The organism is Streptomyces sp. HSS9-12 (assembly GCF_054963655.1).
The window spans coordinates 21,202-44,634 of sequence record NZ_JBUEGC010000004.1; the positions used below are offsets into that span (position 1 = coordinate 21,202).

The 23,433-nt window shown below is 67.9% G+C and carries 14 protein-coding genes and 4 pseudogenes; 15 read left to right on the forward strand and 3 right to left on the reverse strand.

The genetic code is table 11. The features are described from left to right. Positions 1–9 precede the first annotated feature (9 nt). Positions 10–429 (forward strand): annotated as a pseudogene (locus ACY34J_RS03205) (transposase); the annotation flags it as partial. Between the two features lie 130 nt (positions 430–559). Here the strand turns inward: ACY34J_RS03205 and ACY34J_RS03210 are convergent. Together ACY34J_RS03210 and ACY34J_RS03215 are read right to left on the reverse strand one after the other, a co-directional pair. Next, positions 560–758 (reverse strand): annotated as a pseudogene (locus ACY34J_RS03210) (IS5/IS1182 family transposase); the annotation flags it as partial. 118 nt (positions 759–876) lie between these two features. Beyond that, positions 877–966, reverse strand: a pseudogene (locus ACY34J_RS03215) (ABC transporter ATP-binding protein); the annotation flags it as partial. Positions 967–1,175: 209 nt separating this feature from the next. Here ACY34J_RS03215 and ACY34J_RS03220 point away from each other — a divergent pair. The 12 genes and pseudogenes from ACY34J_RS03220 (at position 1,176) to ACY34J_RS03275 (ending at position 16,358) form a co-directional block, all read left to right on the forward strand. Beyond that, positions 1,176–2,038, forward strand: a pseudogene (locus ACY34J_RS03220) (IS5 family transposase). A gap of 119 nt (positions 2,039–2,157) precedes the next feature. Further along, complete coding sequence (locus ACY34J_RS03225) at positions 2,158–3,177, forward strand: methyltransferase (RefSeq protein ID WP_462724922.1); 1,020 nt, start codon at positions 2,158–2,160, stop codon at positions 3,175–3,177. Beyond that, positions 3,174–4,256, forward strand: a complete 1,083-nt coding sequence (locus ACY34J_RS03230; protein WP_462724923.1) for an arylamine N-acetyltransferase family protein — start codon at positions 3,174–3,176, stop codon at positions 4,254–4,256. Before ACY34J_RS03225 ends, ACY34J_RS03230 begins: the two co-directional genes overlap by 4 nt. A gap of 51 nt (positions 4,257–4,307) precedes the next feature. Beyond that, on the forward strand, positions 4,308–5,414 hold the full coding sequence (locus tag ACY34J_RS03235; protein WP_462724924.1) for a glycosyltransferase: 1,107 nt from the start codon (positions 4,308–4,310) through the stop codon (positions 5,412–5,414). 164 nt (positions 5,415–5,578) lie between these two features. Further along, on the forward strand, positions 5,579–7,210 hold the full coding sequence (locus ACY34J_RS03240; RefSeq protein ID WP_462724925.1) for an aromatic amino acid lyase: 1,632 nt from the start codon (positions 5,579–5,581) through the stop codon (positions 7,208–7,210). A gap of 27 nt (positions 7,211–7,237) precedes the next feature. Next, a complete protein-coding gene (locus ACY34J_RS03245) occupies positions 7,238–8,503 on the forward strand; it encodes a Rieske 2Fe-2S domain-containing protein (protein WP_462724926.1) in 1,266 nt (421 codons plus the stop codon). A 3-nt stretch (positions 8,504–8,506) separates the two neighbouring features. Beyond that, positions 8,507–10,372, forward strand: a complete 1,866-nt coding sequence (gene asnB, locus ACY34J_RS03250) for an asparagine synthase (glutamine-hydrolyzing) (protein ID WP_462724927.1) — start codon at positions 8,507–8,509, stop codon at positions 10,370–10,372. Further along, positions 10,359–11,303 carry a diiron oxygenase gene (locus tag ACY34J_RS03255; RefSeq protein WP_462724928.1) on the forward strand — a complete coding sequence of 315 codons (945 nt, stop codon included), beginning with the start codon at positions 10,359–10,361 and terminating at the stop codon, positions 11,301–11,303. Before asnB ends, ACY34J_RS03255 begins: the two co-directional genes overlap by 14 nt. A 24-nt stretch (positions 11,304–11,327) precedes the next feature. Next, positions 11,328–12,500 (forward strand): glycosyltransferase, encoded by a 1,173-nt coding sequence (locus ACY34J_RS03260; protein ID WP_462724929.1) that lies wholly within the window; start codon positions 11,328–11,330, stop codon positions 12,498–12,500. A gap of 334 nt (positions 12,501–12,834) precedes the next feature. After that, on the forward strand, positions 12,835–13,380 hold the full coding sequence (locus tag ACY34J_RS03265; protein ID WP_462724930.1) for a thioredoxin family protein: 546 nt from the start codon (positions 12,835–12,837) through the stop codon (positions 13,378–13,380). 354 nt (positions 13,381–13,734) lie between these two features. Next, the gene (locus ACY34J_RS03270; protein ID WP_462724931.1) at positions 13,735–14,610 is read left to right on the forward strand and encodes a glycerophosphodiester phosphodiesterase; all 876 of its coding nucleotides are present in this window, start codon (positions 13,735–13,737) and stop codon (positions 14,608–14,610) included. A gap of 191 nt (positions 14,611–14,801) precedes the next feature. Next, on the forward strand, positions 14,802–16,358 hold the full coding sequence (locus ACY34J_RS03275) for a Rieske 2Fe-2S domain-containing protein (protein ID WP_462724932.1): 1,557 nt from the start codon (positions 14,802–14,804) through the stop codon (positions 16,356–16,358). Between the two features lie 14 nt (positions 16,359–16,372). Here the strand turns inward: ACY34J_RS03275 and ACY34J_RS03280 are convergent, their stop codons facing one another. Next, positions 16,373–18,250 carry a SpoIIE family protein phosphatase gene (locus tag ACY34J_RS03280; RefSeq protein WP_462725069.1) on the reverse strand — a complete coding sequence of 626 codons (1,878 nt, stop codon included), beginning with the start codon at positions 18,248–18,250 and terminating at the stop codon, positions 16,373–16,375. 242 nt (positions 18,251–18,492) lie between these two features. On the opposite strand from ACY34J_RS03280, the gene ACY34J_RS03285 reads away from it, so the two are divergent. Further along, the gene (locus ACY34J_RS03285; protein ID WP_462725070.1) at positions 18,493–22,650 is read left to right on the forward strand and encodes a HAMP domain-containing protein; all 4,158 of its coding nucleotides are present in this window, start codon (positions 18,493–18,495) and stop codon (positions 22,648–22,650) included. Next, on the forward strand, positions 22,647–23,315 hold the full coding sequence (locus ACY34J_RS03290) for a response regulator (RefSeq protein WP_462724933.1): 669 nt from the start codon (positions 22,647–22,649) through the stop codon (positions 23,313–23,315). The genes ACY34J_RS03285 and ACY34J_RS03290 overlap by 4 nt, the downstream gene beginning before the upstream one ends. The last annotated feature ends 118 nt before the right edge of the window (positions 23,316–23,433 follow it).

Here is a 23,433-nt window from a genome sequence, read left to right on the forward strand (position 1 = left end):
TCGGTACGCCGCAGATCTGTACGGAAGCCGGTCACCACCCCGCAGCGTTTCGCCCGCCTCCTGCTCACCCGCCCCGAGAACCTGCGCGACAAGAACACCGCACTACTGCGGGAACTCACCGAAGCCTGCCCGCAGATGACAGAACTCGCGCGCCTCACCGTCGAGTTCGCTCAGCTACGGACCCCAGCACAGGGCAACGACGCCAAGCTCACCGACTGGATCACCACGGTGCGCGCCGCCGGCCTGCCCCACCTGCACTCCTTCGCGAACGGCCTCGAACTCGACTGCGCTGCCGTCGACGCCGGACTCACCCTCCTGTACCACAACAGCCGCACCGAAGGCGTCAACACGCGAACCAAGCGGATCATGAGGCAGATACACGGCCGAGCCGGGATCCCCCTGCTCCGCCACCGCATCCTCCGCCAGTGATCACTACACGGCGCCACCACCGATCGGCGGTCTCGGCTTGGAGGGCGGTGGCGTGGGACTCGGTCCGACGCAGGGCGATTCGATTCAGCGCGGTGGCGTGGTGCCTCAGGTATCCGGGGTGGTCGCACGTGGTGCGGTCCGAGCATCCGGGGCTGGCGATGCTCGTAGCCGGAGCCGTGCACCAGGGCGGCGATCACATACTCGAAGACGATCCGGTCGGGGACGCGCGGGTTGTGGCAGCCCAAGGGGTGGGTGTCGACGTGCTCGGGCAGCAACGCCGCGAACTGGTCCCACAGGGGCTCGAGCAGGCATGACGGCAGGACAGGCACGAGCCCTCGGGTGATCACTGAGCGTAGAGAACTCCATGATCACTTGAGCTCGTGCCTGCTTCGCCTTCGGGGCACCGATCGGCGGCATCCACGCCCCTGCTGCCGGTCGGTCCAAGCGCCGCACGGCGAGGTCGATCCCGCGCACCGCCTCGACCGGTCCCCGCTTGGTGGTGAAGGTCCGGGCCAGGCCGGAGGTACTGGGTTCCATGCTCCACGCGCTCCGGAGGAGACGGACAGTCTGCGCTGTGGTCCCATTCGGGCTGTTCAAGGATCTCCAAGACAGCGCAAGTGAAGGCATTTCCGGCGCCAAGGCCGAATAGCATCGATTTGTCTCCAGGGTGCACGGCCTTGTTTTCTGTCAGGCGGCTTATAAAAGTCGTTTCATTTGGCATGGGTCGGTAGTCTGCGGTCGTGACGATCGTGGAGCGTTTGGTCCCGGATGGATTGTGGGAGTTGTTCCAGCGGGTGGTGCCGCGGGCGCCGACCCGACCGCAGGGCGGAGGCCGCAGGCGGCACGGGGACCGTGAGGTGCTGGCGGCGATCGTGTTCGTGGCCACGTCCGGGTGTACATGGCGGCAGGTCCCGCCGGTGTTCGGCGCCTCCTGGGTGACGGTGTACCGCCGATTCACCGAGTGGTCACACGCCCGGGTGTGGACCAAACTCCATCGCGTGGTCCTGGATGAGCCGGGCCCGGGCGGGGACCTGGCCTGGTCGCGGTGCGCGATCGACTCGGTCAGCGTCCGGGCCGCGCAAGGGGGAGCTGACGGGTCCGAATCCTGTCGGTCGCGGCAAGAACGGGCCGAAGATTCACGTGATCACCGGACGTACCGGGCTGTGCCGATCTCGATCGGACCTCGCCGCCAACACCCACGAAAGCCAGGGACTTGAGTCGCTGGTCCGGAGCATACCGCCGGTCCGTTCCCGTCGCGCCCCCGCCGGCGCTGACCGGCCAAGCTGCACGCCGACAAAGACATACGACTACGCCCACCTGCGCAGATGGCTCCGTTCGCGGAACATCACGCCGCGCATCGCCCGCAAGGGCATCGAGTCCTCCGGGTGGACTCGGCCGCTGATTGGGATTGGCGAACAGATCGCTGTGTAAGGACCTGCCGGCGAGGTCGTGGTGGCCGGGCCGGCACCGATGGACCGTCGAGCGCACGGTGGCCTGGCCGAACGGCTTCCGCCGCCGGCACCGCCGTTACGAACGCAAGCCCGAGCACTTCCTCGCCTTCACCGGCATCGCCGCAGCCTTGATCTGCTACCGCAGACTTACCAAATGAAACGACTTCATAGCTATTGTGTAGCCGCCTCTTGAGAGCTACGCTCCCGCGCCGTGTGCTCTGTAGATGCACGGGGCACCAAGTCCTCTGCAGATTCACTGGAGCGCCAGGAGCGGCAGTTGAGCGATAGCACACGGTCTGAGGTAGACCTTGCACAGCGGCTTTCAGATCTGACGGATCTGGTCACTCCGTTCGCGATTCAAGCAGCCGCCGAAATCGCTTTGCCTGATGCGCTTGCGGACGGGCCGATGGCTGTCCCAGAGCTTGCGGATCGCCTTGGTTGCCATGCGCCGACCCTGCGGCGTCTGCTGAACACCCTTTCGCGCAAGGGAGTTTTCCGCGAAACTGCGCCCGGTGTCTTTGCACTGGCCGAGCTGGGGCAACCGCTGCGCAGCGACCATCCCGTGTCCCTGCGGGAGGCGAACCTGCCGTGGCTGCCGAACGTGGCAAGTCTCAACAATCTGGCCTACAGCGTCCGCACCGGGAGAACGGCATTCGACGAAGTACACGGCATGAATCTGTGGGAGTACCTCGATACACATCCCGCCGATTCCGCGCGCTTCGACGAACAGATGCGCTCGATTTCCAGATTTGAGGCGAAGTCGCTTCTGAATTCCTACGCCTGGGAATCGGTGGGCTCGGTGGCCGATATCGGTGGCGGCGACGGGACCATGCTCAGGATGCTGCTCGATGAGCATCCCAAACTTGTCGGTACGCTCTTCGAGCGTCCGCAGCTGATTTCTGAGATCGAGACGTCCTTTTCGGGCGGAAATATGCCGGACCGGTTCTCTGTTGCGGCTGGCGACTTCTTCACCAGTGCACTCCCGAGCGGGCACGAAGTCTATGTGCTCAAGCGGATCGTGTACGGCTTTGACGATGAGCAGGCGGTGCAGCTGCTCACCAACGTCCGGCGCGCGCTCCAACCCGGCGCGCGTGTCCTGATCGTCGAGCCGTTCATTCGTGGCACCCCCGAAGAGGACTCGTACTTCACGTATCGGGTTGACATGCTCATGCTTGCCGTGCCCGGGGGGCGCGTCCGGTCCGAGCAGGAGCTGCGGGGGCTGCTCGAGCAGACCGGATTCGATGCCCGCGAGGTGATCGACTCTGCTACCCCGGCAATCGAGGGGATAGCACGATGACCCTCGGCCTCGGAGAGGTGCTCGTCGGCCTGGCCCGGCATGATCAGCACCGGATTCTGCTCGACCGGGTACTGGAGGCCGTCAGAGAAATCCTCGGCGACGACGCGCCGGTGCCGGAGGGATGCACCTTCGCGGAACTGGGCCTCGATGAGACCGCCCTCGGCAAGCTGGCAGGCCGCCTCGACCTCGCAGCCCTCGTACCGACCGATACCTCCGCTCGGGCCGCGGAGCTGCTGTGGTCCCGGCTCTCCGGGGTTCCGGACGGCGGTGAACGGACTGAGCCCACCAGTGAATGGCAGGTCAACGAGCTTGACCTGCCCGCGTATCTGGAACGGGTGGGCATCGAGACGCCGCCTGATCCGACTCTCGAAGCGCTCCGGATGCTGCACTGGGCGCATACGACCGCGATCGGCTTCCACAACCTCGACGTGCTCCTGAAGCGACCGATCAGTTTCGAGCTGCCCGACATTCAGCGCAAGCTCGTCTACGGCCGCGCCGGTGGCACGTGTATCGAGCACAGCCTGCTGTTTGCAGCTGTCCTGGAGCGCCTCGGATTCACGGTGACCCGGCTCGCCGGGCGCCCGCGGATCGGACGGCCCGTGGTTCTGCCGAAGACACATATGGCCCTGCTGGTGAAGCTCGAGGGTGTCCGCTGGCTGGTCGACGTCGGGCTCGGAGGCATGGGCCCCACTGAACCGGTTCCGATCGACACCGGTGCGGCCGCCGGCCGGAAGCCCTGGCGCTGGCGTGTCATCAAGGAAGGTGCGGAATTTGTGCTGGAGGTGGAGAACCGCGAGCGCTGGGTCGCGCTGTACTCGTTCGACCTTCATCCGCAGCGGTACGTCGACTACCTGCTGGTCTATTTCTACACCGTCACCTATCCCGGGATCCCTTTTGCCAACAGCGTGGTGGCGCACCGGTTCTCCGCGCATGAGCGGCACGTCGCCAACGGCGGCCAGTACACCCGCACGACCGCCGCGGGTGAGCGGCTGAGCCGGCCACTGGACGCCGAGACGCTGACGGAGATCTTTGACCTGCCGCCCGCGGACGTCGCGGCCGTGCTGCACAAGCAGAACTGACCCGAGGAAGATCGTATGCGGCTTATGTTCCTGAGCCCACCCAACCTGGGGATGGCTTTCACCCTGATCCCGCTCGCGCACGCAGCCTCGGCCGCCGGCCACGACACCGTCTTCGCGACGGCGTCGTCAACCGTCGGCCTCGTCGCATCGGCCGGACTGCACACGGTCGATGTCGCCCCTGACGCCGACTTCGCAGCCACGCTGCCCGCAGCCGAGTTCGCCTTCCGCTCCAACCGGCCGGACGCCGCGCCGATCACTTCCCCCGGCCCGCATATCTTTCAGCTCTACGCCGACGCGATGACCCCCGGCACGCAACGCCTTGCCCGATGGTGGCAACCCGACATGGTCATCCATCCGCCGGAAGGCATCACGGCCAGGGAGCTGGACGTCCCCTCGGTCTTCCACGGCATCCGCTTCGCGAACCACCCCGATCACGTCGAACCCTGGAAACGCCGGGGATCGGCACACGTCGCGGGCGGGGCGGAAGCCACCTGGGGGACGGTAGCGGCAATAGATGTCGCACCACCGAGCATGAGCTTGTGCGAGCCATTCGGAATGCGGATGCGGTACGTGCCCTTCCACGGTGGCGGAGTACTGCCCGGCTGGCTGGGCGAGCCCCCGTGCCGACCGCGGATCGCCGTCACACTCGGCACCGTGGCCCCCGGCATCCTCGGCAACGACCCGCTGCGCCGGCTCCTGGAAGCCGCGCGCAGCTTCGACGCCGAATTCGTGTTCGCTCTCGGTGGTTCAGAGCCCGCGACGCTGGGGCCGCTCCCGGACAACGTACGTGCCGAGAAATGGGTGCCCCTCAACGCTGTTCTGCGTGACTGTGACGCCGTCGTCCACCACGGCGGGGCGGGCATCACCATGGCGGCGCTGAATGCGGGCCTGCCACAGATGGTGCTCCCCCAGGGTGCGGACCAGTTCGACACCGCCGAAGCCGTGGCCGGACGTGGCGTGGGCTTTGAAGGCACGGTCGAGGACTGCGTAACCGCACAGCTGGACCGGCTGCTGAACGACGACACGCTGCGCACCGCGGCCACACAGGTCCGGGCTGAACTGGCGGCGCTGCCCAGCCCAGCCGAAATACTCGCCCGGCTCACCCGTCAGGCAACGGCGGCCCGCCACGGGCACGACCTCTCCCTGCAAGACAGCTAAAAGGAACCTCCGGCGGCTTCCGGCCGGCTCCAACTGCAGGAGCCCGAGCGCCATGCTGCAGGATGCGTCCGACTCAGGTCATCCATGGGGTGCTTACCGGCCGCCCGATGTTCCGTTCCCCTGCGCAGGATTACGGCAGCGAAGAGAGAGATGTGCACATACCTATGAGCGACACCGATTACCCCGCCGCCACTGACGGAATCACGCTCGGCTCGGACACGTTGCGCCCGCGCGATGTCGCCGAATACGCCAGGCTCGCCAGTAAGCCAGCGCTCTTCATCGACGGGACAGCGGCAAGGCGAATGGCGTCCTCGGTCGTGTTGCGCGACGAGTTGATCGCCTCCGGTATGCCGATATACGGAGTCACCACCGGCTTCGGCGACAGTAACACCGGACACGTCTCGGCAGTGAAGGCCGCTGCGCTGCAGCAGAACCTGATCCAGTACCACCTGGTCGGCAGCGGTTCCCAAGCCTCGATGGACACCGTACGCGCGACCATGCTGATCCGGGCGAACTGTCTGGCCCGGGGCTATTCCGGGGTCCGTCGTGAGGTCATCGACCTCATCCTGGACTGCCTGGCCAATGATGTGCTCCCGCTGATCCCCGAGCGCGGCTCGGTCGGCGCAAGCGGCGACCTGGTGCCGCTGTGCTATCTCGCCGACATGCTGACCGGGCGCGGGGACGTGCACTACGCCGGGCAGGTCCGGTCTGCGGCCGAGGCGCTGCGTGAGTGCGGCCTCGAACCGGTGCGGCTGGAGCCGAAGGAAGGCCTTGCGCTGATCAACGGGACATCGTTCATGTCAGCATTCGCGGCGCTCGCTCTGGCCGACGCCGAGGAGATCGCTTTCGCCGCCGACGTCTGCACCGCACTGTCCTCGGAGGTCCTGCTCGGCAACCGCGGCCACTTCGCACCGTTCATCCATCTCAACAAGCCTCATCCCGGCCAGATACGCAGCGCCGAGCGGATACTTGCGATGCTCGCCGGATCCGCTCTCTCGCGAGACCTCCCCCAGGTGCTCGACGCCAACCCGGATCTGGGCGACGCCGGTTACCAGCGGCTCACGCAACCGATCCAGGACCGGTACTCGGTGCGCTGCGCCCCGCATGTCATCGGTGTTCTGCACGACACCCTCGACTGGGCAAGGCGCTGGGTTGACGTCGAGATCAACTCCACCAACGACAATCCGCTGTTCGACCCCGACGGACAGTCGGTGTTCAACGGCGGCAACTTCTACGGCGGCCACATCGGGCAGGCGATGGACTCACTGAAGGTCACCGTGGCGAACACCGGAGACCTGCTCGACCGGCAGCTGGCACTGGTGGTGGACGAGAAGTTCAACAACGGCCTCACCCCCAACCTGATCCCGCGGGTCGACCACGACAGTGAACGCGCCGGCCTGCACCACGGCTTCAAGGGCGTCCAGATCGCGTGCTCCTCGCTGGCAGCCGAGGCGCTCAAGCAGAGCGCGCCGGCCTCCGTGTTCTCCCGGTCCACCGAGGCGCACAACCAGGACAAGGTCAGCATGGGCACCATTGCTGCCCGGGACGCCCGCACGGTGGTCGAGCTGGTGGAGAACATCACGGCGCTGCACTTGTCCGCGCTGTGCCAGGCCGCCGACCTGCGTGGCGCGGAAGGCCTCGGTCACGGGACACGCGCCGCCTATGAGCTCGTCCGCTCGCACGTCGCCTTCCTCGACGACGACCGGAGGCTGGACCACGAGCTCGCGTCGCTCGTCGAGGCCGTGCGCAGTGGCGCCCTGCGCGAGGCCGTCGGCAGCCGTGCCGCACTGGACTGAACGAGCGACTGAACGAGAGAGAGTTCCATGCTTTCCCCCGAACGCAACGAAACACTGACCCGGGTCGGCCCGGGAACCCCGATGGGAGAGCTGCTGCGCCGCTACTGGTGGCCGATAGCGTTCTCCGCCGACCTGCCGCGGCGCGACATCCGGAAGGTACGCCTGCTCGGTGAAGACCTCGCGCTGTACCGCTTGCGCGACGGATCGATCCATGTGCTGGAAGACCGGTGCCCGCACCGGGGTGTTGCGCTGTCGTACGGGATCGTCGAGGAGGAGGGCGTCCGCTGCCCATACCACGGGTGGCTCTTCGACGGCGCCGGTGCGTGCCTGGAGCAGCCGGGCGAGCCCACTGATTCGACCTTCCATGAACGGGTCCGGGCACAGTCGTACCGAGCTGAGGAGCTCGGTGGGCTGGTGTGGGCCTATCTCGGCCCGGACCCTGCGCCGCTGCTGCCGAAGTACGACCTCTTCTGCTGGGACGACGCCATCCGGGATGTCGGCTACACCACGATCTCCTGCAATTTCGTGCAGATCCAGGAGAATGCGGTCGATCTCGACCACGTCGCCTGGCTGCACGGCCGGTACAGCCAGTGGCTCGCCAGCCGCGGGGTGGCTGACGAGATACCGGAGATGTTCACCCGGCTGAACGAGGTCACCGCGTTCGAACGGACCGACTACGGCATCCTCATGCGCCGGCGCCTCAAGGGCCAGGACGAAACAGCGGACGACTGGTCGGTCGGCCACCCACTGATCTTCCCGAACCTGCTCCGGCTCGGCGGGGGCGGCAACTACGCCTTCCACATCCGGGTGCCGATCGATGACGAGCACACCTGGGCGCTGTGGTACGAAGCCTACAAGCCGGGCGGCCGCCCGGTGGCCGACCCCGGCCCGGTCACCTCCTTCGAGGTCCCTTGGCAGACGGACGACGGCGAATTCCTGCTCAATAACGTCGAAGGCCAGGACATCATGGCCTGGGTCACCCAAGGCCGGATCGCCGACCGTACCCGTGAGCATCTCGGCACCGTCGACCGCGGCGTCATCCTGCTGCGGCAGATGTTCTTCGAGCAGATGGACGCCGTCGCCGAAGGGAGGGACCCGATCAACGTCCTGCGTGAGGGCGACGAAGTGATCGACGTCCCGCAGGAGCACGAGAAGTTCGGCAACGGCTCGGCCTTCCTCGCGGACCTGCTGTCCGCGACCCAAGCCCGGTTCAGCCCCCGCCGCGACGAGATCCTCAGCTATTACACCCAAGCGAACGAAGAGTCGGCAGTTCCCTCTCCGGAAGGTAAGTGACATATGTGTGGCGTGGTGGGCTGGGTCGATTTCGACCGAGACCTGAACCGGGAGCGAGAGCTGGCCGAGGCCATGACGGACACACTGGCCAGTCGCGGTCCGGACGGCGGCGGACTGTGGCTCGACCGGCACGTCGCGCTCGGACACCGGCGGCTGGCAGTGGTCGACCCCGAAGGCGGGCATCAGCCGATGGTGGCCGATGAGAACGGCCGTGAGCTGGCGGTCATCACGTACTGCAGCGAGGTGTACAACTTCACCGAGCTGCGGACCGAACTACGCTCGCGAGGGCACCGCTTCCGTACCGCGGGCGACACCGAAGTGGTGCTGCGCGCCTACCTGGAGTGGGGCGACGGGCTGGCTGAGCGGCTCAATGGCATGTTCGCCTTCGGCATCTGGGACATACGCACCCAAGAGCTCGTGCTCGTTCGCGACCGGCTGGGTATCAAGCCGCTGTTCTACCACCAGACCGGGAGCGGGCTGCTGTTCGGCACGGAACCGAAGACGCTCCTTGCCCACCCGGCCGTCCAGCCCGCCGTGGATACCGACGGGCTGCGGGAGCTGCTGGCGCTCACCAAGACACCGGGGCATGCCGTCTGGCGTGACATCCAGGAGGTCAAGCCGGGTGAGATCCTGCGGTTCAGCCGCGCCGGCCTCACCCGGCGCCGCTACTGGACCCCGCCCGCAGCCGACCACACCGACGACCTCAAGACCACTGTGGACACCGTCCGTGATCTGCTGACCGACTCGGTGGCGCGGCAGACAGTGGCAGACGTGCCGCTCGGCATCCTCCTGTCGGGCGGGCTCGACTCGTCGGTCGTGGCGGCGCTGGCCGACCGTACGCTGCGCAGCCAGGGATCAGCGGGGATACGCACGTACGCGCTCGACTTCGCCGGGTACGTCGACAACTTCCACCCCGATTACATGCGCGAGGCCCCGGACGCGCCGTTCGTGGCCGAGATGGTCGCGCAGTTGGGCAGCGTCCACACCGATGTCGTACTCGGCAACGACGATCTGACCGATCCCGAGGCGCGGGCGCGGGCACTGCGCACGCTCGACCTGCCGTTCGCACGCGGGGACCGCGACACCTCGCTGTACCTGCTGTGCCGGGCCGTCAGTGAGGACTGCACGGCGGCGATCGGCGGGGAGAGCTCGGACGAGGTGTTCGGCGGCTACTGGTGGTTCCACGATCCTGCCACCGTCGCCGCGGACACCTTCCCGTGGCTGGCGATGTTCGGCCACGTCCTCGACGACGGTCCGGACTCAAAGACCAGCCTGCTGGACCCGGGCCTGCTCAAGACCCTCGACCTGCCGGGCTACCGCGATGCGCGCTATCGCGAGGCGCTCTCGGAGGTCGCCCACGTCGACGGCGCCGGCCCGCACGAGCGGCGGATGCGTGAGATCTTCCACCTGACGTTGACGCGCCTGCTGCCGCTGCTGCTGGAGCGGGCAGAGCGGATGAGCAGCGCGGCGCCGATCGAGCTGCGCGTGCCGTTCCTCGACCACCGGCTGGTCGAGTACGTGTACAACGTGCCGTGGTCAATGAAGTCCTTCGACGGCCGGGAGAAGAGCCTGCTCCGGGCGGCCGCGGCCGGACTGGTCCCGCAGTCCATCATCGACCGGCGCAAGGCCCCCTTCCCAGCCACCCAGGACGTCGGCTACGAAGCCTGGCTGCGTGCCGAGCTCGGCCGGCTCGCGGACCGTCCGGACAGCGCGGTCACGCCGCTGCTGAACCTCGACCGGGTACGCGCGGTCGCAGCCGAGCCCGTCGGAGCCACCAGCTCCAACGAAACCCGCAGCACAATCGAGCTCGTACTGCGACTGGATGAGTGGCTCACCACCTACGGGGTCGACCTCGATGTCACGCGCTGACCGGATATCCGGCTACCGGTCCTGCTTCGAGCACTGGGACAGCCAGTCGTGGGTGCGGTCGAAACCCCGGCGCGACAGCCCGTTCGCGCCTGACCTGCACTTCTTCCCACCTGACCTGTGCCCGCCGCTGATGCATCCCGAGGTCCGGGCGCTCCCACCGGAAAGCCGCGAGCGTCTCCTGGTGCACCACCTGTATCTCTACCTGGAGTTCACCGTCCGGCTGGAGACAGGTCCGGTGAACGACGTCTGCCTGCTGCTCCGCTCACCGGAATTCCTGCCGGGGCTGCCGGACGCCATGCGCGACGACGTGCTGCGCATCTACACGGATGAAGCCGGACACGCCGAAATGTCACATACGCTGCTGGCCAAGGTCCGCGATGCGACCGGCGTGGAGCCGATCCCGCATGAGCCCCAGTTCCTGGCCGAACTCGCGAAGCTACAGGCCGAGGAGACCGGGCTCGACAGTTCGATGGTGACGCTGTTCTTCGTGATCGTGTCAGAGACACTGATCACGGCGTCGCTGAACAGGGTGCCGCGTGATGAGCAGGTCCAAAAGCTGGTCCGTGCGCTCGTGGCAGACCATGCGGCAGACGAGGGCCGTCACTATGCCTACTTCCGACAGTTGTTCGAGCATCTCTGGCCCCGGTTGCCCGCAGCGACACGGCGGCAGGCCGGGGTCCTGCTGCCGCGGATGATGCTGGCCTTCCTGTCTCCCGACGAGGGGGCCACGGCCTCGGTCCTCGCCGACTGCGGGATCGAGCGGCCCAGGGAAGTCGTGGCTGAGATCCTCGCCGATCCGCACACCCACGACATGGTGCGCGAGGGCGCCCGGCCGTCGATCCGGCTGTTCCAGGCCAACGGTGTACTGGACGACCCAGTGATCGCTGCCGCATTCACCGCGTCCGGGCTGCCCACCGGCCCCGGCGACTAACCTGCAGAACCCAAGAGGACCCCCATGCGCATCTTGTTCTCCGCCATGCCTGCCGGCGGGCACTTCCGGCCGGTGGTGCCAGTGGCCCATGCGGCAATGCTCGCCGGCCACGACGTCCGGGTGAGCACGCCGGACACGGCGAAGGCGCAGGTGCACGCGTACGGCCTGAAACACCTTCCCGCCGGCCACGACTGGGTGGGCGAGGACATCCGCCGCGGCGCCCACGAGACCGACCTGCCGCCGGACCATGGCGAGCGACTCACTCGGTACCTGCAGACCCAGGGCTACCCAGGGCCCGAGGCACTAAGAACCGCCAAAGATCTCCTCACCCATGCCAAGACCTGGCGCCCGGACATCATCGTGCGGGAGAACGCCGAATTCGGCGCGTACCTGGCTGCGGAGGCGCTCGGCATCCCGCATGTCTCCATCGGCGCCGCAGGGGCTTCGGCCGCCTATCTCGCCCCGAAGCTGCTTGCCCCCGCGCTCGACGTCAGCCGGTCGGCGCTGAACCTGCCTGCCGATCCGGAAGGCAAGCGGATCCACGCCTACCTGCACGCCAACCTGATGCCCGCCGAGTACGATCCCGGCGAGCTGGCCATCCCTCACGTCCGCTGTTACCGGCAGGAGAATCCGATACTGCCCGGCGAACGACTGCCGAACTGGATTGCAGAAATGGACGAGGCACCGGTGCTCGCCGCCTTCGGTACGCTGCACCCGCTGAGCGCAGCCTGGAAGCCGGTGACCGAGGCGGTCATTGCCGGCCTGGGCGCGCTTGGCAGGCCGGCAATGGTGGCGGTCGGGACCGATCCGGCAAGCTTCGGGCCGCCACGAAGCGGCGTGCGACTCGTGGAACGAATCCCGCAATCGCTGGCGCTCGAGAGCGCCACGCTGTTCGTGCACCATGGCGGATTCAACAGCGTTCGGGAAGGTGCCCGCTGCGGCGTGCCGATGGTGATCATTCCGTGGTTCACAGACTCGGTGGCCAACGCCGCCCGCTGCGCCGAGGCCGGCCTGGCGGGCGTCCTGCCGAAGGACGCCGTCACGCCGGAGTCGGTGCACGAGATATGCGCGAGCGTTCTGGCGGACTCGACGTACCGGGAGAACGCCGCCCGTATGCGCCGACGAATACTCTCTCTGCCACCGGTGGCACAACTGGTCGTCGATATCGAGCAGTTGGCTGTCAGCCGGGGCCGCTGAGCTCTGGTCACCGGCCAGAGAGGTCTTGAAGGGGGCCAATGACACGGCCCCCAGCCGCCCTTCGTGTGGCGGCGATGGGGAGCCCAGCGGCGGACGTGCGCCGCTGGCTGGACGAGGCGCCGCCCGGATGCGCGGTCGCTGGCGGGACAGCCCTGCGCTCCCGCGCGCCGTGCAGCGCTCCCGCTTCCGCGGCCCAGTCCAGTTCGCTGAGCGTGTCGCCCGTGCCTGCAGGGCCGACGTCGAACAAGGCAGCCGGCTCCACACGGTCGAGCGGAAAGCCAGGATCACGGTGAGCCGACTCGGATATGCGGTGCGACGTTCGTAGCATTGCCGTATGGCTGTCTCGTCGCAGATGGTGCCCCTGGGTACGCCCGCCCCGGACTTCGCGCTTCCCGATCTGGCCGGCCGGGCTGTGCGCCGTGACGACTTCGCCACCGCCCCAGGGCTGTTGGTCGCTTTTTTGTGCAACCACTGTCCTTACGTGCGCCATGTCGAGGCCGGGCTCGGCAGGCTCCTCGCCCGGTACCCGAACCTGGCGGTGGTGGGCGTGTGCGCCAATGACGCCGACGCCTATCCGGACGACCGGCCCGAACGCCTGGCCGAGCAGGCCGGGCGGGCGGGCTGGACCTTCCCGTACCTGGTGGATGCCGACCAGACCGTCGCCCGGGCCTACCAGGCCGCCTGCACGCCGGATTTCTTCCTCTACGACGCCCAGCGCCGACTCGCCTACCGCGGCGCGATGGACGAGTCCACACCCGGGAGCGGCAAGCCGGTCACCGGTGAACTGCTGGATGCCGCGATCACTCACGTCCTGACCGCTGAGCCAGTCCCGGAACCCCACCGGCCGAGCATGGGCTGCTCCATCAAGTGGCGAGAGTGATCAGGGCGGTTTCCCTGACTGGCTGTTTGGTCTTTCGGCCGTGGAGCGTGCGGGTCGAACAGCCATCCCAAGTCCGGTTGACCGCCGGACCGGAACAGCCGGCCGCGTACCGGCCCACAGGTACACCTCGCGGCGGGAGACACGGGTCCGAACACGTCCCGCAGGCGGGCCGGCTCTGGCACACGGGTGGACCACCAGCCACAGCAGCACAGCATGCCCGGATCTGAGCCACCGTTCTGTTTCACTGCTGTCCCCCGACACACCACCCGGGCACGCCCGTCTGCCCACAGCGCCTGCCGAAAACACCCACCACGGGAGGACCCCCACGTGCTACGCCCCCTTACCGCCGCAGCATTGGCCGGGCTGTGCGCCCTGTCTCCGGCCGCCACCGCCGCCCACGCTCAGCCAGCCCAGTCAGCCCAGCCGGCCCCCGCCGCCGACCGCCTGCAGGCCCAGCCACTGGTCATCGGCCACCGCGGCGCCTCCGCGTACGCCCCGGAAAACACCCTCACCGCCCTGGACACCGCCAGACGCCTCGGCATCACCTGGGTCGAAAACGACGTCCAGCGCACCCGCGACGGCCACCTGATCGTCATGCACGACACCACCCTGGCCCGCACCACCAACGTCGAACAGCTCTTCCCCCACCGCGCCCCCTGGAACATCTCCGACTTCGCCCTGAACGAAATCAAACAACTCGACGCCGGCGCCTATTTCTCCCCCCAATACACCGGACTACGCGTTCCCACCCTCACCGAATACCTGGCAAAACTCACGGCCAACGGCCAAAGCCTGCTCCTGGAACTCAAAGCTCCCCAGCTCTATCCCGGTATCGAGGCCCAGACCCTTAACCTCCTCCGACAACAGGGCTGGCTCGATCCCGGTCACACCCAGCGCCGGCTCATCATCCAAAGCTTCAACCACGAGGCCATCCGCACTGTCCACGCCCTCAACCCCACCGTCCACACCGCCGTCATCGGCACCCCACCCCGAGCCGAGCTGGCCAGCTACGCCCGTTTCACCGATCACATCAACCCCCACTACTCCACCGTCACCCCCCAGTACCTAGCCACCCTCCACCACCTGATCGGACCCCACGGCATGCCCCTCACGGCCTTCGCCTGGATCGTCAACAACCCCACGATCGCCACCAACCTGGCCCGCATCGGCATCGACGGCTTTATCACCGGCACCCCCGACATCATCCGAAAGGCCACACAACAACCCTGACATCACCCAGGCGGCCTCTCCTCTCATCCCGCTGCTACGCCACCTCAGCGACGACCGAACAGACCACCCGCAGTGCACACCGGCGCGAACCGCGACACGGTTGTTTTCCGCCGACCTCCGGCCCGTCTTCGACGGCCTCGGGAGGCGGATGACCAGGCGAGCTATCTGCTGAGGGGTGCTGCGCTGTGCGTGTGACCGGACTTGGACATGCCGGACTGTTCATCGAAACCGCCGCCGGGACGGTGCTGTGCGATCCGTGGGTCAACCCCGCCTTCTTCGGCTCGTGGTTCCCCTTCCCCGACAACAGCGACCTGGACTGGGCCTACTACGGGCGAGCAGCGGACTACCTCTATGTCTCGCACCTGCACCGCGACCACTTCGACGCCGAAAATCTGCGCCGGAACGTCCGCAAGGACATCACCGTTCTGCTGCCCGCCTTCGTCACCGACGAAATGGAAAAAGAGCTGCGCGCTCTGGGATTCACCACCTTCCTGCGCACCCGCAGTGGCGAGCCGGTGGAACGGGACGGCCTGCGCATCATGATCACCGCCCTGACCGGGCCCGGTGACGGCCCCATCGGCGATTCCGCCCTCTCCCTGGAGGACGGCACAACCGTCCTGCTCAACCAGAATGACGCCCACCCCCTCGACATCCCGGCCATCAGAGAATTCGGCGAGGTCGACGCCTACTTTCTGCAGTTCTCCGGCGCCATCTGGTGGCCCATGGTCTACGACCTGCCCCATACCGCCAAAAAGGAATTCGCCGCCCGCAAGCGCCAAGGCCAATTCGACCGCGCTCTGCGCTACATCGACGCCGTACAGGCCGCACACGTCTTCCCCACCGCTGGCCCGCCCTGCTTCCTCGACGAGGAACTCATGGAGTACAACGGCAACGGCCACGACGGCGACAGCATCTTCACCGACCAGCAAGAGTTCCTGACCCAGCTCGCCCAGACCCGGCCCGAAACCTCAGCGCATCTCCTGCTTCCCGGAACGGTCGCCGAACCCGACCGGAGCACCTGCAAAATCACCCACCGTCACACCCCCGAAGAAATCCGTCACATCTTCCGCAACAAATGGCAATACCTACGCGAATACGCCGGCCGCCAGCAACCGGCACTCGCCGCCGAGCGCGCCTCCCGGGCCCCCGCACTGCCTCCCGACCAGCTCCTGGCAGCCCTGAAACAGTGGTGGGAACCCCTCCTGGCACGCGCCGACCACATCTGCGCCGGCGTCGGCGGTCCCGTACGGCTCGACGTCGACGACACCTCCATCGTCATCGACTTCCCCAACCGAACCGTCCGCCACTTCAACGGCGAACGCTGCCGTTACACCCTCGCGACCCGCGGCGACCTTGTCGCCACCAACGTCGCCCACCGCGAGGCCGACTGGTCCAACAGCCTTCTGCTCTCGCTCCGCTTCACCGCCAGCCGGGTCGGCGCCTATAACGAATTCGTCTACATCTTCTTCAAGTGTCTGTCCGCCGAACGCATCGACTACGTCGAGAACTACTACGACGCCACCCACGACACCGGCGAAGACATCCTCCTCGACGGCTGGCGCGTCCAACGCCGCTGCCCCCACCTCCACGCAGACCTCCGCCGCTTCGGACAGATCGAGGGGACCACCCTGACCTGCACCCTCCACGGCTGGCGCTACGACCTCACCACCGGCCAATGCCTCACCGCCGACAACCACCCCATCCGTGCCACCCCCACCGCAGCCCAGCCACCCGACGCCACGTCATAACCGCGGAAACCGTCCTATAGGTCAGTCACGATGGCCGGTACCGGCACTGCCTCGAGGACCAGGACCGCGAGGTCGTCGTCGACCGGCCCGACGCCGAAGTCGTGCGCCGCCTGCCGTACGCGCTCCGCCACCGCCTTGGCGCCCAGCCCGACACATCCACGCAGCACCTCTGCCAGACCATCGTCATCGTCCAACTGCCGGTCGCCCCTGCGCCGTTCGGTCACCCCGTCCGTCACGCACAGCAGCGTCTCGCCCGGCTCCAGGTCGAAGGAGCTGGCAGTGAACCGGGCGCCCTCGTCGATGCCGAGCAGCATCTGGGGAGCCGCCGCCGTTGTCACCGTGCCGTCGGCAGACAGCCGCAGCGGCAGCGGGTGACCGGCGCTGGCCAGCCTGCAGTGCGCGCCGCCCGCGACCGGATCGGGCTCCAGTTCCCCGTAGAGCAGGCTCAGGAACCGCGGCTGGACCTGCTCGCCGCCGAAGGCCTCGGCCTCCTCGGCCTCCTCCGACATCGCGACATTCAGCCGGTCGAGCACCGACTCCACGCCGTGCCCCTCCCGCGCGAGCAGCCGCACCAAGTGCCGGGCCAGGCCGGTGACGGACATCGCCTCGGGATCGCTGCCGCATACGTCGCCGAGCAGGAAGCACCAGCGGCGGTCTCCCATCGGGAACAGGTCGTAGAAGTCGCCACCGACGGTCTGGCCCTCGCCGTGCGGCTCATAGACGATCGCCGTATCGACCCCGGGGATGCTGGCGAGGGAGGCGGGCAGCTGCCGGCGCTGGAGCGCGCGGCTGATGGTGGTCTGCCGGGTGTACTTGCGCGCCGTGACCACCGCTTGGGCCACACGCCGGGCCACATCCTCCGCGAGCCGTACGACATCGTCGGTCATCCGCGGCACTCCCGCCCGGCCGAGCACCAGCTCGCCGTGGCAGCGACCGCTGAAAACAAGAGGGAAGACCAGCGCGGCGCCGCCCGATCCGTCCTCGTCCAGGCCCTCGGGCCAGGGCGACGGGGCACTCGTGGCGCTCGGGCCGGCGGTCGGCGGGTCCTTCTTCAGCGCCTGGCGCAGCGGTTCGATGCGCCGCTCATCGGCGTGCCAGACGCGGGACAGCCGCATCCCGCCGCCCTTGCTGCTCAGCCATACCGCGCACCAGTCGGCGAGCCGGGGCACCACCAGCTGCCCGGCGAGTGCGGCGACCATGTCCTCATCGAGCTGCCCGGCGAGAAGTTCACTGGCCTCCGCGAGGAACGAGCCACCGCGGTCGGCCCGCTCTGCGGTGCTGGGCGGCCGTTCGCGCAGCGCCGCGCTCGCCAGCCCGCCGGCGTGCCGCAGCTCGTGCTGGAGCGCGCCGCCCGGGCGGCTTTCCCGCTCGGCCTGTTGATCAGAGGTCTCGAGACGGAACCACACCGCCTTCTGCGTATGCCGGTATGTGACCCCCCACGACTCGGCGAGCGCGCCCACGAGTTGCAGGCCGCCCCCGCGCTCGTCGCGCCGTGCTTCGGTCCAGCCGCGTACCACGCGGGCGGGGTGGCGGTCGGCCACCTCGACGACGACGCCGACGGGCTCGTCCTCGCCGGGGGCGGCTGTGGCGCTCTCTTCCCCCGGCGTGCACGGCCCCCAGGCAGCGTGCCCGGGGTCCAGGCGGCAGGTGACTTCGATCTCCGTGCCGGCGTGCATGACGGCATTGGTGACCAGCTCACTGACGAGCAGCACGGCATCGTTGATCAGCCGGTCGGTGATCGCGGTCGCGTACGGCGTACCGGTCCCCGGCGCGACCCATTCCGCGAGCGCTCTGCGGACGAATTTGCGCGCCGCTGCGGCCGCGGACTCATTCCCGGGCAGGCGGGTCCGCGAGATGCACTCGCGCGGCGGAGGAAGCGGCCTCACGTCCAGCTCCTTTGGCGCTTCCGGCGGTCAAATCTGTCCATGTAACGTAGCTCACGGCAGAAATATTCAGATTTGCCAGCTTTTGTCAAGAATGGTCTGCTATGAACCTCGATCCGGTCCCGTCCGCTCCCGGGTCCATCGCCTCAGAATCCCCACCGGCCCCTGAGGCTCCCCCGCGTACCGATCCTGGTCGCGCTGGGGACGGCCAGTGGGTACGCGTGGCCGAACTGCGACCGCTGCTCGCGGCGATGAATGCCTTGTGCGACGGTGACTTCACCGTACGTGTGGGCGGCGCACGCGAAGGCGTCCTCGCCGAGATGGAGGGCGTGTTCAACCAGGTCGTCGCGCGGAACACGCATCTGGCCGGCGAGCTGCAGCGGGTACGCCGCGAGGTGGTACGCCAGGGCAGGCTGGACGAGCGGATCGCCGCGAGCCCCGGCCTGGGAACCTGGACGACCAATGTGGACGCGGCCAACACGCTCCTCGACGCGCTGACCGTCCCTGTCGTGAACGCGATGCGCGTGCTGGACGCCGTCGCGGACGGTGATCTGACGCAGCGGGCCGAACTCCACGATGGCAAGCGCCAACTCCGTGGTGATCTCAGGCGGTTGAGCCGGGGGGTGAACCGCATGGTGGACCAACTCTCGCTGTTCACCAGCGAGGTCACCCGCATGGCGCGCGAGGTCGGTACCGAGGGCCGACTGGGCGGCCGCGCCAAGGTGCGGGGCCTGTCGGGCGACTGGCGTGAGGTGACAGAAGCCGTCAACACGATGGCCTCGCGGCTGACGGCGCAGGTCCGCGACATCGCGGTGGTCACCACCGCGGTCGCGCGCGGCGATCTGACGCGGCAGGTGACGGTTGAGGCGACCGGTGAGCTGCTGGAGCTGAAGCTCACGGTGAACACGATGGTGGACCAGCTGCGGGCGTTCGCGGACGAGGTCACCCGCGTGGCCCGCGAGGTCGGCACCGAGGGTCAGCTCGGCGGCCGCGCCCAGGTGCCCGGCGTCTCCGGTGTGTGGAAGGACCTCACCGACAACGTCAACTTCATGGCCTCCAATCTCACCAGCCAGGTCCGCAACATCGCCCAGGTGACCACGGCCGTCGCCAACGGCGATCTCAGTCAGAAGATCACCGTGGATGCGAAGGGCGAGATCCTGCAGCTCAAGGACACCGTGAACACCATGGTCGACCAGCTGTCGGCGTTCGCGGACGAGGTCACCCGCGTGGCCCGCGAGGTCGGCACCGCAGGCGACCTGGGCGGGCAGGCACAGGTACGCGGCGTCTCCGGTGTGTGGAAGGACCTCACCGACAACGTCAACTTCATGGCCTCCAACCTCACCAGCCAGGTCCGCAACATCGCCCAGGTCGCCACGGCGGTGGCGGAGGGAGACCTCGGCAAGACGATCACGGTGGAGGCGAAGGGCGAGATCCTGGAGCTGAAGGACACCGTGAACACCATGGTCCGCCAGCTGCGGGCGTTCGCGGACGAGGTCACCCGCGTCGCCCGCGAGGTCGGCACCGAAGGCAACCTGGGCGGCCAGGCACAGGTACGCGGCGTCTCCGGCGTCTGGAAGGACCTCACCGACAACGTCAACTTCATGGCCTCCAACCTCACCAGCCAGGTCCGCAACATCGCCCAGGTGACCACGTCCGTCGCCAACGGAGACCTGTCCAAGACGATCACCGTGGACGCCCGCGGCGAGATCCTGCAGCTGAAGGACACCGTGAACACCATGGTCCGCCAGCTGAGGGCGTTCGCGGACGAGGTCACCCGCGTCGCCCGCGAAGTCGGCACCGAAGGTCAGCTCGGCGGCCGCGCCCAGGTCCAGGGGGTCTCCGGCATCTGGAAGGACCTCACCGACAACGTCAACTTCATGGCCGACAACCTGACCAGCCAGGTCCGCAACATCGCCCAGGTCGCCACCGCGGTCGCCCAGGGTGATCTGTCCAAGAAGATCGACGTGGACGCCCGCGGCGAGATCCTGGCGCTGAAGACCACCATCAACACCATGGTCGACACGCTGTCCTCGTTCTCGTCCGAGGTGACCCGCGTGGCCCGCGAAGTCGGCAGCGAGGGCCGGCTGGGCGGCCAGGCCCGTGTCGAGGGCGTCTACGGGACGTGGAAGCGGCTGACCACCAACGTCAACGAGCTCGCCCTCAACCTCACCAATCAGGTGCGCGCGATCGCCGAGGTCGCCAGTGCCGTCACCAAGGGTGACCTGTCCGCTTCGATTTCGGTGGAGGCGCAGGGCGAGGTCGCGGAGCTGAAGAACAACGTCAATCTCATGGTGGCCAACCTGCGCGAGACCACCCGGGCGAAGGACTGGCTGGAGTCCAACCTGACCCGTATAGCCGCGCTCATGCAGGGTCACCGGGACCTTGTGGAGGTGGCGGACCTGATCCTGCGCGAGCTGACTCCGCTGGTCAACGCGCAGTTCGGAGCCTTCTTCCTGGCCGAGGCCGGCGCGCGCCCCGGCGAAGGGCTGCAGTTCATCGCCGGCTACGGCACCGAGGCGGCCAGCGGAAGAAGCCCGCTGCCGGGCTCCGGGACGCCCGGCCGCGGACTGATCAGCCAGGCCGCGATGGAGAAGAAGCGCATCCTCATCACCGACGTCCCTGCGGACTACATCACCATCAACTCCGGCCTGGGCTCGGCCGTCCCGGCCAGTGTCCTCATCCTGCCCATCCTGTTCGAGGACGAGGTGCTCGGCGTGATCGAGCTGGCCTCGTTCAGCAAGTTCAGCGAAGTGCACCTGACCTTCATCGACCAGTTCGTCAACACCATCGGCGTCTCGATCAACACCATCATCGCCAACGCCCGTACCGAATCCCTGCTCTCGAAGTCCCAGCGGCTCACCACCGAGCTGCGCAAGCGCTCCGACGAGCTCCAGCGGTCGAACGCCGAGCTGGAGGAGAAGGCCGCGCTGCTGGCCATCTCCTCGCAGTACAAGTCGGAGTTCCTGGCGAACATGTCGCACGAGCTGCGCACTCCGCTCAACTCGCTGCTGATCCTGGCCCGGCTGCTCGCCGACAACCCCGACGGGCGCCTGTCGGAGCAGGAGGTGCAATTCGCGAGCACCATCCACCGCTCAGGCGCCGACCTGCTCCAGCTGATCAACGACATCCTCGACCTGTCCAAGATCGAGGCAGGGCGGATGGATGTGCGCCCGAAGACGCTGCCGCTGATGAAGCTGCTCGACTACGTCCACGCCACGTTCCGGCCGCTGACCCTCGACCGCGGGCTGGCGTTCGAGATCGGGGTCGGCGAGGACGTGCCGCGGGAGCTGGTCTCAGACGAGCAGCGGCTGCAACAGATCCTGCGCAACCTGCTGTCCAACGCGGTGAAGTTCACCCACTCCGGCAGGGTGGAGCTACGGGTGAACCGCGTCCGGGACATGGAGTTCGAGGAGGAGTCGCTGCGGAACGCCGAGGCCGTCATCGCGTTCTCGGTCAAGGACACCGGTATCGGCATCCCGCCCGAGAAGCTGGCGACGATCTTCGACGCGTTCCAGCAGACCGATGGCACGACCAGCCGCAAGTACGGCGGCACCGGTCTCGGCCTGTCCATCAGCAGGGAGATCGCCGGGCTGCTCGGCGGCCGTATCGTCGCCGAGAGCGAGGTGAGTGTCGGCTCGACCTTCACCCTCTACGTCCCGACGCCCTGCCCCGGCATCCTGCCCGCTCCCGAACCGGCCGCGCCGGCGGTCACGCGGGCCGGCGCCAGCCCGGCCACCCTCCCGGCGCAGGCCATACCCGCAGTGCCGGTCACCGGCCCCGCGCCGAGCAGTGTGCCGAGCGGCGTGCCCACCGAGGCGGACCGCCCGGTCGCCACGGAAACCCCAGGGGCCGCCGAGAGTCAGGACAGCGGCTGGCCGGAAACGACTCGGCTCAAGGAGTGGCTGAGCGGGCGCCCCGGGCGGGTGCTCGGAGGACGCCGCATCCTCATCGTCGACGACGACATACGGAACGTCTTCGCGCTGACCCATGTCCTCGGCCGCGTCGGCATGACCGTGAAGTACGCCGAGAACGGGCGCGAGGGCATCGAGGTCCTCGAGCGCAGTCCCGACATCTCGCTGGTCCTGATGGACATCATGATGCCCGAGATGGACGGGTACGAGACGATCCACGCCATCCGGCAGACCCCGCGCCTCGCCGACCTGCCGATCGTGGCGCTCACCGCCAAGGCCATGCCCGGCGACCGCGAGAAGGCGATCGACAGCGGCGCCTCCGATTACGTTCCCAAGCCCGTGAACGTCGACCGACTGCTGACGGTCATCTGCGATCTGCTCGACCCGGAGGGCGGTTGCCCGCCGGCCGGTACGGGTGCCGACGTACAGCCTGGCACCACTGAACAGCCCGATGCCGCCAAGGACGACGACGAGAACCCGCCGAGGCAGACGCCATGAGCACCACCCCACCTGACAAGTGCAGCATCCTGCTCGTGGATGACATGGAGGAGAACCTGGTCGCGCTGGAGGCAGTGCTCGGGTCGCTCAACCAGAACCTGGTGCGCGCGCGCTCCGGTGAGGAAGCCCTCAAGGCCATGCTGCGCCAGGAATTCGCCGTCGTACTGCTCGATGTCCTGATGCCGGGCATGGACGGTTTCGAGACCGCCACCAACATCAAGCGCCTGGATCAGACCAAGGACGTGCCCATCATCCTGCTGACCGGGACCGATGCCGACTCCGACTACGCCTACCGGGGATACGCCATCGGGGTCGCCGACTTCCTGACCAAGCCCATTGACCCGTGGCTGCTGCGCACCAAGGTCAATGTCTTCCTGGATCTGCACCGCAAGAACCGCCAGCTCGCCGCACAGGCAGAGCAGTTGCGCAGACGGCTGGTGGAGGAGCCGGGCACGGCGGGGAACCTGTGGGACAGGGCACGGGGGCGAGCCGAAGCCAGGCGTACGTCGTCGGTGAGCGAGGATCCGCTGGTGGAGATCGGCGAGCGGCTTGCTCAGATCGAGCTACGGCTGCGCGACGCGGAGGACGCCGAGGCGGCCGGGCTCGCCGACCGCATCACCGAGCTGGAACATGCCGTCGCCAGCCTTCAGGTGAGCCGGGAGTAGTCGCGCCGGGCTCGCTGCTGGCGCCCACCGCGGTGCGCGCGAGCACCGCCTCGCCGGCGCTCTGACGGCACCGGGTCAGCGGGAGACGGGGCGGATGCCGACTCCCGCCGGCCTTCGG

Excerpts from the sequence above, each read along its gene's own strand:
- ACY34J_RS03230 (WP_462724923.1), top strand. The coding sequence starts at position 3,174 with ATGACCCTCGGCCTCGGAGAGGTGCTCGTCGGCCTGGCCCGGCATGAT.
- ACY34J_RS03235 (WP_462724924.1), top strand. The coding sequence starts at position 4,308 with ATGGCTTTCACCCTGATCCCGCTCGCGCACGCAGCCTCGGCCGCCGGC.
- ACY34J_RS03240 (WP_462724925.1), top strand. The coding sequence starts at position 5,579 with ATGAGCGACACCGATTACCCCGCCGCCACTGACGGAATCACGCTCGGC.
- ACY34J_RS03245 (WP_462724926.1), top strand. The coding sequence starts at position 7,238 with ATGCTTTCCCCCGAACGCAACGAAACACTGACCCGGGTCGGCCCGGGA.
- asnB (WP_462724927.1), top strand. The coding sequence starts at position 8,507 with ATGTGTGGCGTGGTGGGCTGGGTCGATTTCGACCGAGACCTGAACCGG.
- ACY34J_RS03255 (WP_462724928.1), top strand. The coding sequence starts at position 10,359 with ATGTCACGCGCTGACCGGATATCCGGCTACCGGTCCTGCTTCGAGCAC.
- ACY34J_RS03260 (WP_462724929.1), top strand. The coding sequence starts at position 11,328 with ATGCGCATCTTGTTCTCCGCCATGCCTGCCGGCGGGCACTTCCGGCCG.
- ACY34J_RS03265 (WP_462724930.1), top strand. The coding sequence starts at position 12,835 with ATGGCTGTCTCGTCGCAGATGGTGCCCCTGGGTACGCCCGCCCCGGAC.
- ACY34J_RS03285 (WP_462725070.1), top strand. The coding sequence starts at position 18,493 with ATGAATGCCTTGTGCGACGGTGACTTCACCGTACGTGTGGGCGGCGCA.
- ACY34J_RS03290 (WP_462724933.1), top strand. The coding sequence starts at position 22,647 with ATGAGCACCACCCCACCTGACAAGTGCAGCATCCTGCTCGTGGATGAC.